This is a genomic window from Gemmatimonadota bacterium (genome assembly GCA_026706845.1).
Lineage (GTDB): Bacteria > Latescibacterota > UBA2968 > UBA2968 > UBA2968 > VXRD01.
In genome coordinates this window covers 1-15,147 of the sequence record JAPOXY010000268.1, presented here as the reverse complement: position 1 = coordinate 15,147, position 15,147 = coordinate 1, and the positions used below count along the sequence as shown (strand labels likewise).

Genomic DNA, 15,147 nt, shown 5'->3' with positions numbered 1-15,147 from the left:
TCTACCGCCGCTCCAAACCCGCGTTTCTCGGCCTCCTCGTGGGCTATACAGCCGGGGTGGTGCTATCATTCCTCATCGACGCGCTGTGGTGGCCAGGAGAAGGGCATCTGGTACACTACTGGTAGAAGTGTGAAGTGTGAAATAAAAGAAGACAGCGATGAAGGCAGGAGGATCTTTAGCTCACGAGTGGAGCGAGGAGGCTGGATTGGTTTTTGTTCGACAAGGCCATCCGAGTTCCCTATATTTTGATGTTGTTGCCGAATTCCGAGGAACTGGCAATATGGACACCATAAACAGAAACGAACATCAAGAGCGAGCAACATCGCAAGTGCTGGAATCTGAAAAAGGCGGTTCTGGGTCCACTCTGAAAATAGGATTGCTGTTAATTATCTCATTTGCAATTGCAATGCCGGGCGAAGCATCACTTTCCCCCGGTGATGATGCCCTCAACGCCCTGCTCGATGGTGTCGCCGAGATCGCGGCCCCTGGTGTCCCGAGTTCCTTCTTCGTCTATGGCCCTGAGAGCTTTCCGGTGATCGTGGGTGCCCCGCGCAATGCCGCGGATGCCGTGCGCGCCCCGGTCGTCTCGGCAGGCCGTTGGCAGGCAGGCCGCGTCGTCGCTCTGGGGCACAAAGGCTACTTTAATAGCTCCACACTTGAGAAGGCGGACACCGCACGCCTGATGGCGAACGCGTTCGCCTGGGTCTCGGGGGGCGGAGCTTTAGCCAGCCCCCGCATTGGCGTCGTCGGTAACGCACAGCTACGCGCCTGGCTGACCAGGACCGGTCACGATGTGGTCGAAGCTACCCTGACATCGGAATCGCTAGGAGCGGTGGATGTCGTGGCCGTTGACATGGGGAATCAGAGCGCGCCAGAGCTCGAAGTACTGTCGGCGTTCGTGCGCGCCGGAGGCGGTCTGGTGACGGCTGCCAACGGTTGGGGCTGGGCGAGTCTGCACCCAAAACTGGATATCATCAATGACTTCGCTGGCAACCGCCTGCTCGCGCCCATCGGCATCCAGTGGTTAAACAGCTCCCTCAAACGCACATCGCAGGCGGGCTATGCCGTTGCCGAACCACCGTCTGAACTGACCCACGCTGTCAAGGCATTCAATGCGGTCAAGGCGCACATCGCAGGCAGGCGTAAGCTCACCCAGCCGGAGGTTGACCAAACTCTGTACACCCTGGCAAGAACCATCCGCGCTCTGCCTCCGAACGACGTGCTGTTCGCGCCGGACCTGCAGGGGTTTTTTTCGAACTACGAAGGGACCCCCTGGCCCTCGGCGAAGCACCCGGTGGACGAATCTGATGTAGTCGCCCGCCTGGTCGCTACGCTCTTCGTGTCTGAGCATCACCGCACCCCACCCCAATCCGTGCGCGCTCATCCTGCGGCCACAGATTTTCCCGGTTCCGTCCCAACCGACGCCCCACGCCTGACACGTAGCCTTATCATCGACACCACCGTGCCTCGCTGGCACTCAACCGGCCTCTACGCCACGCCGGGCGATCTGGTCACGGTAACGGTACCGACCCGCGTCGCCAACGGCGGCTTCTTCGTGCGCATTGGCGCCCACAGCGACCAAATTTGGAGACGGCCCACATGGAAGCGCATGCCCGAAATCAGCTACCGTTTCCCCATCTCCGCTTCCAGGACCCGCGTCGCCAATGCCTTCGGGGGCCTGATCTACATCGAAGTTCCAAAGAAGAACCCCGGTTTCGGGCGCATCACCGTCGAGATCGAGGGCGCAGTGGCGGCACCGCTCTTCGTGCTTGGTGAGACAGACCCGGCCGTCTGGCGCGCGGAGATCCGCCATGCACCGGCTCCCTGGGCAGAGATCGCCGGGCGGAACATGATCGTCACCACCCGCTCTTCCGAGGTGCGCGGACTCGACGACCCGACCGCCGTGGCTGAGACCTGGGATCGCGTGCTGGACCTGGCCGCAGACCTGGCCGCCTGGCCGCCCAATGCACGCTCGAGCCCGGAGCGATTTGTCGTGGACCGCCAGATTTCGGCGGGTTCCATGCATTCCGGCTATCCCCTGATGGCCCAACTAAACCATCAGTCCAACCTGGTGGATGCCGAGCACATTCGCTCGGAGGGCAACTGGGGCTTCTTCCACGAGGTGGGCCACAACCACCAGCACAAAGACTGGACATTCGCCGGCACGACCGAGGTGACCGTCAACCTGTTCACGCTCTACATCTATGAGTTTCTATGCGGGATCCCGATGGTTGACGGAGAGTTTCCCGGTAGAAGAAAAAGATCATGGGCCGCTCTAATGGCATCTTACAACTTTGATAATCCGACCTTCGAACACTGGAAGGAAAAAGCATTCCTTGCCCTGATCATGTACGCGCAGATGCAGCAGGCGTTTGGCTGGGACGCCTATCGGCAGGTGTTCGCCACATACCGCGTCCTGCCCAACGACGAGCGCCCGAAGAGCGACGACGAGAAGCGCGACCAGTGGCTGGTGCGCTTCTCGCGCACGGTGGGTCGCAACCTCGGCCCGTTCTTCGAGGCCTGGGGGATACCGACGTCGAAGGCCGCGCGGGACTCGATCGCCGACCTGCCAGTGTGGATGCCTCCCAACTTCCCGCCCTAGCTTCGGTTTTCAATTATAGATTATGAGAGATAATGACAGATCAGACTTTGAAAGACCATATATTTATCTAATCTTATCCTATGAAGAGGCGTCTTGAGTGCATTCAAAGACGCCTTTTACCTGCTTAACACCGCACAGGTGGAGGTTTCTAATGACATGGGCTCGAATCTGTATCCTCTACGCGCTCCTCTGCATCCTATCCCCGGAACAGGCGGCAGCGGACCAGCGGGACTCCCTGTTGACCCTGGGGCAAAAATATCTTCGGGAGGGGCGGGCAGAAGCCGCTGTTGCGACATTCTCGGACTTAACCAAAACCTTCCCCAAAGACGCGCACATCCAATCTCGCCTGGGCTATGCGTACTTAAAAAACCGCGACTTTGAAAAAGCGGAAGCCGCTTTCAAGACGGCCAAAGATCTGGATCAAAATCTGGCAGAAGCGTATGTGGGTTTGGGACTCGTCTATGCCGAACGCCCGGCCTCGGGCCTATCGGCGTATAGCAACTTCCGCAAAGCCGTAGGCGAAGCCAAACGAGCGACCAAACTCGACTCGACTTATGGACCTGCGTACCGCCTACTGGGCGAATTGTACGAACGATTTCAGGAAGACCACCAGAAAGCCGTAGATTACTATCTAAAATACATCCAGGTAGAATCGGATAACCCCGACGGACTGTACTATTTTGGCCTCGCCTGCGTACAGGCCGATCAACACGACCAGATCGCGGCGCACATCATCCCCTATATCAACGCGCACGACCCCGAACTCCGCCTCTTGCCCCTCGCCGCCGCAGGCTATTTTCATCAGAAAGAACACCGCCTCGCCCTGAACTACTACGAACGCTATTTACAACGCGTTGACAAAACCGAACGCGCCTATTACACCGATATATCTCTCGTCGCCTCAGAAAAAGAATGGCACGCATATCAGAGCCTATCCGAAGAACCCGAAAAGCAGGACTATCTGCAAAAATTCTGGCGGCGGCGAGACTCGGATCTTCTGACCCAAATCAACGAACGCATCGTAGAACACTACCGGCGGGTGTGGTATGCGCGCACCTTCTTTTCCAAAAAAATCAGCCCCTGGGACCAGAGGGGCGAAGTCTATATCCGGTACGGCGAACCCGATTATCGGTCTCGCTCCAACCAGCGCGAATTTGTAACATCGCCAGAAGTAGAAGCCGTTCGCAACCGAATGGCAGCCGATATCTGGGGACCAGCCGCGACCTATCACACATTCACAGGACCGGTCTTTCCCATACGCAGCCAGCGCAAACCGTTTGAAGGCAACATCACAAACCAAAGCCTGAACACCGGCGTATTTGGCACAGATGCCGGAGAAGACGACGCCGTCCTCGCCCTGAACCCCGGAGAAGAGGCCGAAACCCTGGGATTCCAATTTGTAATACCCGACCTCGTCGCATCCAGTCCATTTGACATATCGGTCGCCCCCCGAACAGAGCAACGCTTCTTGAATTACAGTCCCGTAACATCAGACCGCGAATTCGAAACCGTACCCTGGGAAACCTGGACATATACACAACTGCAAGGCGGCGTAGAATTCACCTTTACCGATGAAGTCGGAAACGGACATTTTGACTTCGCGCCCATGCCGCCCTTACCCCAAAGCGACAACCGAATCGCCAGCGTGGCGCGGCTCATGGAATACGCGCCCGGAGTCATATATCAGCAATCTATCGGCGCTGTACCCGACTATTATCGCCCCAGCGTGGGCAAAGACGCCCTCCACTTCTTTTACGACGTCGCGGACTTCCGCGGACCAGATGGCAAAACCATCGTAGAAGTGTATTACGGAGTGCCCCCAGCAGAAGTCACCGTGGGCAAAGGCGACCGGGATTATCTCATACACACAAAAGCCACCCTCGCCCTGGCGGACGCAAGCCATGAAAATATCTACCGCACAAACGAAATACTCTCCTACCAGAACAGCCGAAAATTTCCCAAAACCCGGGGCGTATTCATCCCCGACGTCATACGCATTGAAGCATCTCCCGGAGAAAAATATCAGCTACAGGTACAATTGGAAGACGAATTATCCGGGCGCGCAGGTGCGTACAAACAAGAACTCTCGGTCTCTGATTTCAACTCCGAAGGCGTAAAAATCAGCGGCATACAACTCGCATCCTCAATCACCGACACGGGCACCAATGATCGCCTCCAAAAAAAAGACATCTACGTATCGCCAATGGCTTCCCGAAGCTACCCCCTGGGCAGCCGGGTATTCGCCTATTTTGAAATCTACAATTTGAAACGCGACACCTTCGGGCAAACCCGTTACAAAGTACAGTACCGCGTACAATTCAACCCCCGCAACACCGTAGGCCTCGCAGGCGTCATCACCTCGGGAATTCGCGCACTTCTGCGGCAGCAAAAACCCCAGGTCTCCGTAACCTATGAACAGGTAGGCACCGACGAAGAAGAACGCGAATACGTAGAACTCGATCTAAAAAAAGCCAAACCGGGGGTAAATGTGGTAGAAATCACCGTACAGGACAAAGTAAGCGGAGAAAAAGCAACGCGAGAAGTCGTATTCTTTTACGGCGGATCGGGATCAGGATGAGCAGGATGGAAGGATGAACAGGATAAAAGCGAAAACATTGTCAGAAGCGGTGTACAACTGGTCGATTTTCAGACCAGTTCATCAGGATGAGCAGGATGGAAGGATGAACAGGATGATAAATGCCAAATATAAGAAGGAGAACCCATGCCCATAACCGACGCCCTGCCCGACATGAAACGGGAACTAAAATTTTATCCAGCAAAAAATAACGCGCCCAAAAAACTGACGCGCGCGCAAATCCAGCAATTCAACGAAAAGGGATACATCTTCCCCCTCGACGTCTTCAGCAAAAAAGAAGCCGAAGCCAACCGCGCGTACTTTGACAAACTCATGGACAAAACACAGGCAGCGGGCAAAAACAGCTACTCAATCAACGGATGGCACCGCAGTTGCAAAGGCATCTACGACCTGCTCGTCGATAACCGCATCCTCGACTACGTCGAAGACCTGCTCGGACCCAACCTCGTCTCGCGCATGACCCACTACTTCAGCAAAATGCCCGGAGACGGCAAAAAAGTCGCCTTTCATCAAGACGCATCCTACTGGCCCCTCACACCCTCCAAAACCGTAACCGTCTGGCTCGCCATTGACGATGTTGACCTCGCAAACGCCCCCATGGAAGTCATCCCCGGCTCGCACCTCCACGGACAAATACCCTTTGAACGCAGCACACCAGAAGAAAATAACGTCCTTGGACAATCTGTTCACCACGCCGAAAAATTTGGCGACCCCGTGCCCCTGATCATGAAAGCCGGGCAAATCTCCATCCACTCCGACCTGTTGCTACACGGCTCCAGACCCAACACCTCACAACGGCGTCGCTGCGGCCTGACCCTGCGCTACATGCCCCCCGAAGTCCGCACCCGAGAAACCGACCACTCACCCGCGGTCTTATGCCGCGGCATTGACCCTTCGGGATATTGGCAGCACACACCCCGTCCCGACGGCGATAAAATCCCAAAAAGAAAGTGAAACACCATGATGACCCCTGAACAACGCTACCTCTTTGACCTCAACGGGTACCTGCACCTGCGCAACGCCCTCTCTGAAGACGAACTGAACACCGCGCGAGAAGCCGCCGAACGCTACGTCACAACCCCCGAAGCAAAATTACCCGAAGGCTTTGGCAAAAACGGCAAACGCCACCTGCACGGCTTTGCATTCGACAAAGCACTCGAACGCCTCACCCTGCACCCCGCGACCTGGCCCATCGTCACAGAACTCACCAATGGCCGGCCCCGCCTCACCAGCGGCACGCTTCAGGTCAACATCCCCGACCAAAACGACGAAGCACTCCGCCTGCACTGCGCCCGCGACGATTTCGGCTGGGACGCCACCCGCTACGAAGTCCGCAACGGACGCATCTTTTGCGACAACACCGTCTGCTTCCCCTACCTCACCGACGTGCATTCGGGCGACGGAGGTCTCCTCGTCGTCCCCGGCTCGCACAAAAGCCTGTTTGATCGCCCCCGGCACCTCTTTCAAAACGGCCTGATCGAAAACCGCGACCACATCCCCGAAGGCGTGGTCAACATCACACCCAAAGCCGGCGACATCGTCGTCATGAACGAACTCGTCACCCACGGCGCCCTGCCCTGGACGCCAAAAGATCGCATGCGGATGATCCTCGTCTTGCGCTATCACCCCCAATACGCAGGAAGATCAGAACTGCCCCAGGCCATTCAACAACGCCTCTCTCCCGAAACGCTTGAACTCACAGCACACGCGGGTTATCAGGACCAAAAAGAAATCGCAACACGAAACGATATCGCGCTTACCGTATAGCCTCATATCACTGTCTGTTTCCATCTACCCTTTAGATAGGACGTCCAGACCAGAACGCCCTGGATGATGCCGCCAATCAGCCAGGCAATCCAGATGCCGAGGGTATCCATCCCAAACAGAAAAGCCAGAACATAGGACAACGGCAGCATAACCACCCATTGTGCCAAAATCGTGTAATAGAGCGGGGGCCTGGTCTCACCGCCACCTGCCAGGACACCTGCGGACACGATGGACAACGCGGAGAAAACCTGCGCAATCGTAAAAAACCAGAGCATGATATAGCCCATATCAATGACGGCCACCGAATCGGTGAACAAATCGACGATTTCCCGGGCGAAGGCACAAATGACAATGGCGCAAACAACGATAAACACCATGCAGAGCCGGATCGCACTTGATCCAAAGCGTTCCGCTTGCGGTATTTGCTTTGCGCCCAATCGCTGGCCAACCAGAGCAGTTGCCGCTACGCCAAAAGCCAGAGCCGGCATAATGCCAATCATCCGCATCTGTAGCCCAATCGTCAGCGCGGCAACTGCAGTAGTGGGCTGCGAGGTCCAACTCGCCACCCGATAAAACAGGATACGAGCGCCATTGCGGAAAAATCCCTGAATTCCCGCTGGCACCCCAATTTGCATCATCCGCCCGATAATATCGCGGTTAAAAGACAGACGCCAGGTCCAGCGCATCTGCACACGCGAGCGCCCGGAAGTAAGCAACCAGAAACCCACAATACAACCGACAGCCCGCGACGCGAGCGTACCAACTGCAGCCCCACAAACCCCCATCTGCGGCAGCCCCCAGGCACCAAAGATCAAGCCATAGGTGAGGGGAAGCTTCAAAATTATAATAAGACACGAAATCTTCAACGGCGTTCGGGTATCGCCAGCACCGCCAAAAATCGCACTGATGAGATAATTGAGCATCATAAAAATGACGCCGCCGAAGTAGATGCGCAGGAAAGGCACGGCATGGCCGAGCACCTCGGGCTGTGCTCCCAACAAGATCAACGTAGGGCGGGCGATCAAGCCCCCGAGCAAGGCCATGACAACGGCCAGCAGTGCCCCCATCAGAATCGCCTGTTGCGCCGTATGACTGAGGTCCTCGTGGCGTTCAGCCCCGTAAAACTGGGCGACCAGAGTACGCGACCCGGTACTGATCGACATCGCCATCACCATCGTCAGAAACAGAATTTGCCGACTGAGCCCCACCGCTGAAATCGCTTCCGGACCCAGCTGCCCGACCATGGAGATATCAATGAGGCCCTCCATAGCATCGAGCATCGAAGCAGCCACCACGGGCCAGGCAATAGCCCAGACCTGGGGCAGAACGGGCGCCTGATCTATGGAAGTGTTAGGAGTGCGGGAAGCCGATCCGGATTGGGGCATAGGTATGCTCAGTCGGCAATCGGGTGGGAAATAGTGGGGAGCACGAGCCGCGAAGGATGGGCTGCCGAGTGATGTACGGCATTCGTCGCCCTCACAAGCTCGGTATCTGCCAGATCGTTCCTTCCCGTATTGTGATTGCGGTCGTGGTTGGGAAAATCGCTGGATGTGATCTCCAGGCGAATGCGATGGCCCGGCTCGAAACGGCAGGCCGTTGGACCGAGTTGGATGCGCAACTCCACCACCATCCCCGATTCCAACAGCTCTTCACTATCGAGGCCGTTGCGGTGACGCGCGCACACCATGCCATAGCACATCTCCAGCGCGGGTGCCTGGTCCCCGTCTGTGGGCGGGTACTCGTCAATTAGGCGCGCAAAAAAGTCCGTATCTGGCGCTGACGAACTGACAAAGAGAACAGCTTCTGGATAGCCGGCAACCTCCACGGCTTCAGTCAGAGGCGCGGAGCGGTAGCAGAGAATATCATCGCGATCTTCCAGCAGACGCCGGTCCGACGGACCCGTAAACAACTCCTTCGTCCACAAGGTCGGCACCGGGTCGTGAGGATCGTAGTCAAAACGATCAACACCGTCATTTCCACCGTCAACTGACAGCCGCCCAGAGCCGCCAAATCCGGCATTTCCGTCGCTGCTCAACAAATACGCGCGCGATGTCGTATTCGGCGGCGGCCAGGTATCGGCCTCGCGCCAATATCCTCCCTTACCCGCCATCGCGAAATAGCGCACTGCTGGCTCGCAATCAATACCATTGTCGTCTTCTTTGAGCCAGTAGTCGAACCAGCGGATGATCATGCCCGGCAAATCAAGCTCTGCCTGTGGACCAAAGTCAAACCCCGCCACCTCGCGGCGACCGAGACTCGGATGGTTCCACGGACCCGCGATTAGCTTTGTCTGCGACCGCGACTGCTCGGTGCGACCATTGCGCTGCATCAGTTGCAGATGCTGCATCGAGCCATTGCAGTGGTCGTACCAGCCGCTGAAATCGAGATTTGGCACCGCAACTTCCCCGTGTACCTCGTCGAACCGCCATGCCCGCCGGTTTGGGTGCTCCAGCCAGTCTCTCGCGTACTCCGCCAGCCCCGGCGGCAGATGGCGCGGAAAGTCGAGCCACGGCAGGTAGTCAAGCCACTGGCTCTCGACATCCTCGTTCCATACCTCCAGTGCCTCCGCTGGCGTATGCGGCGGCGGCAATCCCTGGCGTCGCCGAAGATCTGGAGCCATAGAAGTGAGCCACCACTTGATGCGCCGTCCCGGCCGGAACCCGCCAGGCCAATCCACCTCTGTCAATTCCAGGGGAATGGTGTACGCACACATCGCCACCAGATGCGGCGGGCGCAATTTTGCCAACTGCCACTGCATCCAGGCATTATAAGAGGCTCCCAGAGTACCGATCCTACCATTGCACCAGGGCTGCGCCGCCAGCCACTCCACAGAGTCGTAACCATCTTCGGCATCCCCCGTATGCGCCTCGGTAAACGGCACCCAATCGCCCTCAGACCCGTAGCGCCCGCGTGAATCCATACTCACCACGGCATAACCGGCGCGCACATAACGCTCAAATCCGGACTTCGGACGGCCGTATGGCGTGCGCAGCAAAATTCCAGGGAAGCACCCCTCCGCATCGGGACGGAACACATGTGCCGCCATCCGCATCCCATCGCGCATCGGCACCCATACGTCGGGATCAGTGAGAATCTCCATAGCATTATTCATCGCACAGGCTCCGTATCAATAGTACCCATCGGCACCTCCAGCAGATCCTCTCCGAGGATCACCTGACCGTCGAATATCTCTCCTACCTCGTGCAACACCCGCTCCCGAACGCCCGGCGTTTCCAACTGCTCCGTCAGATGAACGAGAACCAGCGTCTTGACGCCAGCATCCCGCGCCGTAGTCGCCGCATCGAGGTGACCAGAACAACAACTCGTCAGACGTTCGTCATCGACTTCGCCATTGATGAAATGGCACATGTGCAGCAGCACATCCGCACCTCTTGCCAGATCCGTGAGCCGATCCACCGGCGCAGTGTCGCCGCCAAATACGATGGTACCATCAGGTGTGGTCAAACGATATGCCAGACAGGTAAGCTGGGGCTGTACATGCACCACCTCTGCCACATCGACCTGCCAGCCATCGGTCTCAATCCGATCTCCGGAACCGACCTCGCGCACCTGTGGATTGGGCCTCTTCCGCGGCATAGTGCCGCCGCGCGCCTCGTACACAAAATGGCTACCCGGGTGCAGAGTACGGGCCGCCAGATCCGGGCCAAAGGCGCCATCGGCAGAAAACAACCGGTGCGCCATATGCGCTGTTGGCGCCGGGCCGTACACCTGCAATTCCGGTATCTGGCCGACGCTCTGATCCCAGCGCGTCAGCACCAGATAGGCAAAATCAATGCAGTGGTCGTAGTGCAAATGGGTCAGAAATAAATGGTCAATCGAGGGCAGAGCGAGACCCGCTTCGAGCATGCGCCGCACCGACGCCGGACCGCAATCGAAGATCAGGGTTTCGTCACCCGTCTGGACGAGATAGCTGGAGCCGCCGCGGTGCGCGAGCGGGGCAGGAGTGCCGGTACAGAGAAGTTGAAGTCGCGTCATCACTTTTGTCCTATCTTGCAATTCACACGCGCAGACAATATCCGACAAACCTCACCCAAGCGCAATGCCAACTCATCATCCTCTGCGCAACCTTCCCAGAACCCTCTGAGCCACGGTCATATTGAACTGATGCCCCCCGTCGAACCGATCCACAAACAAATCCCTTATAGCACCTGCAGCCCGATACGCCTTCCGAATCCGCGCCAGACCGCGCGCTGCCCAATCGTGTGGAATAAGCCGATCCTGCGTCCCAATCTCAATAACCATAGGCCGGGGCGCAATCAGTGAAAAAATCTCCGGCGTATCGCCATAGCGGAGCAGACCGGGAATCAACTGCGCGCCGCACTGACTCAGAGCCTGATAGCGCTCCTGGTACAAATTCATACACCCGGAAGGAACCGCGATCTTAATCCGGGAATCAAACGCCGAAATCATCATCGTCATCCGCCCCCCCAGCGACAGCCCCGCGCACCCCAGCCGGTCTCCATCGACAAAATCGAGCCCCTGCAAAACATCCAGGGCAGCCCCCAGATCGCAGAGATGGAGCGCCACCACAGTAGTACCCAGCAAAGTAGCACACATATAATTCCGGGGACAAAAATCAGTCCGGGGACCGGGATAACCAGGCCGGCGCTCTCCAAACCCCCGAAGATCCGGAGCGAGAACCACATAACCCTGTTCTGCAAACCCGTGCCCAAAATCGTAACTACATTTATCGATCTCAGCCTGCCGCTCGGGCGTATCGTTAAGCCCCACCACACTATCCTTCCCAAAATGCCCGTGCCCGTGAAGACAGAGAAGCCCCGGCGCTTTATCCCCCTGCGTCAGACCCTTTGGCACCAGGAGATAAGCCGGCACAAAAACCCCAGGCTCCGTCTGGTAAGAAATCCGCCTGCGCACGTACACACCACAGTCGATCTCCTCCTCAAACTCAAGACAAAGCGCAGCCCGTTCGGGCCGCGGGCCAATCAGCCCGGTCAGCACATCTCGAAACTCCTCCTGCCAGACGCAAAAATCCTCCTTAGTCGCACCCTCAAATAGCAGAGACGGCTGCGCCTGATCAATCAAACGAGAAAGATCGTCTTCAAAGGATATAGGTCGCATAGAATGCTCCTTAACACATAGGATGAAATCGCCGCAGGAGGGAGGACCAATGAAAGAATCCAGGGGCAAGATAGTGTGTCATATCTGCAAAAACAAGAGAGGATTTCCGTTGACATCCTATTGTCACACCCCTACTTTGCGGACACGCTAACATTTGGAAATTTAAAAGGAAAAAACAGTGATCCTGGGACTGGCATCGCCAACCTACAGCGGCACTCTCCCCGAGCAGGCGCCGCTATTGTGGTTGCTGGACCGCTGCGCGGAATACGACCTGAAGGCCATGGAGGCGCCGCTACCCCTGTCGGGGACAGACCATCCGAAGGAAGTCAAAGAGAAAGCGGCCGATCTGGGGGTGACATGGGTGGGCTACTGGAGCGAGGATTTCGTAACACCGGACGGGGGTGAAATCCGGTTGCGAGAGCGGGCAGAGCGGGCGTTTGACCAGGCCAGTATCGGCGGGGTGAAAACGATCGTGATCTTCGGGAGAGGGAGCCTTCACAACCGGTTTACGCGACAGCCCCCGCTGGCCGACCAGTTGCGCCTGGCGGCCGATCACCTGAGACCGGTGGCAGAAGCGGCGTCGGAAAGAGACATCCAACTCTCCTTGCTGCCCCACCTGGACTATCGGGGCCACGAAATGGTATCGGTAATGGAGAAGGTGTGCCACCCGAACCTGATGATGGCGTTCGATACCGCCAATCCTTTTCCGGTCTGCGAAGAACCAGTAGCTGCCGCAAAGGTGGTATTGCCCCACGCGGTGGCGGTGGCGTTCAAGGACGTACAGATCTATCCCCATCGCTCGAATGACGTGACAATCTGGGGAACACCGATCGGGCGAGGCTCGGTCGATTTTGAGACACTTCTGCCGATGCTATCCGAACAACTTCCCAATCCGGAAAAGACCACTGCCTGCATCAAACTGCGGCTGCCGCCCGGCAGCGCCGAACACGTCGACTGGATGAACCAGAGTCTGACCTATCTGCGGTCGCATCTCTAACCTCCTGGACAGTGAATCCCTTAATCTCGCGCTCCCCGAATAGGATGAATCTCTCGAAACTTCTGGAATTCCCAAAAAGCGTGGTCCGCCGCGTACCCGTTTGGAACCTCCTCTGTCTTATCCAGCCGCTTGTACGCCACACGCACATGAAGCACCTGTGGTTCATCCACGGGAAGCGCGTTCACCTGCCAGTTAAAATCCCACGCGGGGCTACTCTGCCCCGGAACAATTGACCCGCCAGCACCCGAAGGAGAAAGATAGAACCGAAACCCCGGATAATCATCCGCCATAATCAAAAACATCATGCCCCGGATAATACCAAAATAAAAGGGATAATCGAAAGTATGTCCCGAATCCGAATGGCTGAAATTCCGCTTCCCATCAAGAAATGCCGTAGCTGCATCCCGCCCCCAGGGTTCGCGTTCATCCACCGGCAGATCGGTCGGAAAAATCATCGCTCCCTGCCCGTGAATCGGATTGTAATAATAGGTCCATAGCCCCTTCTCGATAAAATGAATACCGCCATCCAGAGGAGAATTGACATAACAACACCAGCCAAAAGAATAGTCTTCCTGTGGCCTGTGCCCCTCTCGAGCCGTGGCAGTCATCTCATAGTCGATATAGTGTGGCGGAACCAGCCGATAGATCCCCCGCGTCTCCACGAAATTATTGGCCTCTGACGCCTCCTTAAACAACTCCACCGCGGTCTCATCTACCCGCCGCACCGCGGGCCGTCTTCCCCGGTGGTGGCCGAAAAGCAGCACCCCATTTCCCTGAGACACAGCAGTATGACCGTCTTTGGTCGAAGTCAAAAACCAGACCCCGCTGTGCTGATCCTGCCCGGCGCCGTGGTCGGTATCGTCTCCAATAATCGCGCGCAATTCGCCAGCAGAAATGAAGTAACATGGCTCAGACATTGGTATTTCTCCTTAGCAGATAGTTCATCAATATGGCATCCCCAGTTTTATCTCTCAGATTTCGCAAGCGCAGGCGTACCGAGACCGGCAGGTGCTTTCTCTTTCCGGCACTCATACTATTGCCTCCATATAGGGCTGAAGTGCTTTGTTTGGAATCGCCATCCACACCTGAAATTGTCGGTATTTATATATACATTTTCAGACAAAATTGCTATTACTTTAAAGCAATATCTGTCGCGGAAAGTACTATGCCCTACAAACCTTCTCCCCATCCTCGCACAAAATCGCTACCCGTTCAACCGCAGTCTAATCAGGTCTTCCTCCCTTTCAATCGCTTGTCCCACAATACTTTGTATCCGCCCTTAAAATCTCACAAAAGCACTGACCTACTACTGTTTTCTGAAGGGATGTATAGTTGACTTTATGTGTCAATCAGGCTATTTTTTACGACATTAAACTCCTGTCTCCAAAATCTCAGTTTTTTTGCGCATCATAACGTTAACGCATGATCAAGAGTTTTGCAGACAAGCGCACCGCGGCTATCTTTGCGGGCCATACTGTTCGCGGCCTGCCTCTGCAACTCCAGCAACGAGCGCGGACGAAGCTTCTGGCAATTGATGCTGCTAATCGGCTCAACGACCTGCTTATTCCACCTGGCAATCGTCTCGAGGCTTTGCGAGCTGATCGTAGAGGGCAATATAGTATTCGCGTCAATGACCGATGGCGCATCTGCTTCGTTTGGCGCAATGGTGAATCACGGGAAGTCGAGATCGTTGACTATCATTGAGGAGGTAAATGATGACCATTAAACGCGAAGAACTGGACCGACGAAAGGTTGACTTCTCAGAAGTCACAACCGGACAGCTACTGTCTCCGGTACATCCTGGCGAGATCCTACGCGATGAATTCCTTATTCCGATGAATCTCAGTGTGGATCGCCTTGCTCAGGGGATCAAGGTTTCGGAGAAGGACTTAGACGCTATCGTGCATGGAATTAATGGAATTACAATCGATACCGCGCTACGCCTTGGTCACTACTTTGGCATGACGCCTGAGTTCTGGATCAATCTTCAGACCCGCTACGATCTCGATGTCGCCGAGCACACGGTACGTCGCCAAATTGAGCGGGAGATAGAACCGCTGATTGCATCTCCGTAGCAGGACAGAC

General features: G+C 56.4%; 12 protein-coding genes. 7 read left to right on the top strand and 5 right to left on the bottom strand.

Going from position 1 to position 15,147, the window contains the following annotated elements; genetic code table 11:
* The first annotated feature begins 205 nt into the window (after window positions 1-205).
* From OXG87_23425 to OXG87_23410, 4 genes are all read left to right on the top strand, one after another.
* Window positions 206-2,602, top strand: a complete 2,397-nt coding sequence (locus OXG87_23425; GenBank protein MCY3872508.1) for a M60 family metallopeptidase — start codon at window positions 206-208, stop codon at window positions 2,600-2,602.
* A gap of 151 nt (window positions 2,603-2,753) precedes the next feature.
* Entirely contained in the window at window positions 2,754-5,180 is a 2,427-nt protein-coding gene (locus OXG87_23420) for a GWxTD domain-containing protein (GenBank protein ID MCY3872507.1), read from the top strand.
* Window positions 5,181-5,324: 144 nt separating this feature from the next.
* Window positions 5,325-6,152: a phytanoyl-CoA dioxygenase family protein gene (locus tag OXG87_23415; GenBank protein MCY3872506.1), complete on the top strand. Its 828-nt coding sequence runs from the start codon at window positions 5,325-5,327 to the stop codon at window positions 6,150-6,152.
* Between the two features lie 6 nt (window positions 6,153-6,158).
* Complete coding sequence (locus OXG87_23410; protein ID MCY3872505.1) at window positions 6,159-6,965, top strand: phytanoyl-CoA dioxygenase family protein; 807 nt, start codon at window positions 6,159-6,161, stop codon at window positions 6,963-6,965.
* Window positions 6,966-6,967: 2 nt separating this feature from the next.
* On the opposite strand, the gene OXG87_23405 is transcribed toward OXG87_23410, so the two are convergent.
* The 4 genes from OXG87_23405 to OXG87_23390 all read right to left on the bottom strand — a co-directional run bounded on the left by OXG87_23405 (window position 6,968) and on the right by OXG87_23390 (window position 12,065).
* The gene (locus OXG87_23405) at window positions 6,968-8,350 is read right to left on the bottom strand and encodes an MATE family efflux transporter (GenBank protein ID MCY3872504.1); all 1,383 of its coding nucleotides are present in this window, start codon (window positions 8,348-8,350) and stop codon (window positions 6,968-6,970) included.
* Between the two features lie 8 nt (window positions 8,351-8,358).
* Window positions 8,359-10,077 carry a CocE/NonD family hydrolase gene (locus OXG87_23400; protein ID MCY3872503.1) on the bottom strand — a complete coding sequence of 573 codons (1,719 nt, stop codon included), beginning with the start codon at window positions 10,075-10,077 and terminating at the stop codon, window positions 8,359-8,361.
* Window positions 10,074-10,961: an MBL fold metallo-hydrolase gene (locus OXG87_23395; GenBank protein MCY3872502.1), complete on the bottom strand. Its 888-nt coding sequence runs from the start codon at window positions 10,959-10,961 to the stop codon at window positions 10,074-10,076. The genes OXG87_23400 and OXG87_23395 overlap by 4 nt, the downstream gene beginning before the upstream one ends.
* Window positions 10,962-11,036: 75 nt before the next feature.
* A complete protein-coding gene (locus tag OXG87_23390; GenBank protein ID MCY3872501.1) occupies window positions 11,037-12,065 on the bottom strand; it encodes a dienelactone hydrolase family protein in 1,029 nt (342 codons plus the stop codon).
* Window positions 12,066-12,243: 178 nt separating this feature from the next.
* On the opposite strand from OXG87_23390, the gene OXG87_23385 reads away from it, so the two are divergent.
* Window positions 12,244-13,062, top strand: a complete 819-nt coding sequence (locus tag OXG87_23385) for a sugar phosphate isomerase/epimerase (GenBank protein ID MCY3872500.1) — start codon at window positions 12,244-12,246, stop codon at window positions 13,060-13,062.
* A 20-nt stretch (window positions 13,063-13,082) separates the two neighbouring features.
* Here the strand turns inward: OXG87_23385 and OXG87_23380 are convergent, their stop codons facing one another.
* Window positions 13,083-13,979: a hypothetical protein gene (locus tag OXG87_23380; protein MCY3872499.1), complete on the bottom strand. Its 897-nt coding sequence runs from the start codon at window positions 13,977-13,979 to the stop codon at window positions 13,083-13,085.
* A gap of 505 nt (window positions 13,980-14,484) precedes the next feature.
* Here OXG87_23380 and OXG87_23375 point away from each other — a divergent pair.
* Window positions 14,485-14,766, top strand: coding sequence for a type II toxin-antitoxin system RelE/ParE family toxin (locus tag OXG87_23375; GenBank protein MCY3872498.1), 282 nt, complete (start codon window positions 14,485-14,487; stop codon window positions 14,764-14,766).
* Between the two features lie 11 nt (window positions 14,767-14,777).
* Window positions 14,778-15,137 carry a HigA family addiction module antitoxin gene (locus OXG87_23370; GenBank protein ID MCY3872497.1) on the top strand — a complete coding sequence of 120 codons (360 nt, stop codon included), beginning with the start codon at window positions 14,778-14,780 and terminating at the stop codon, window positions 15,135-15,137.
* The last annotated feature ends 10 nt before the right edge of the window (window positions 15,138-15,147 follow it).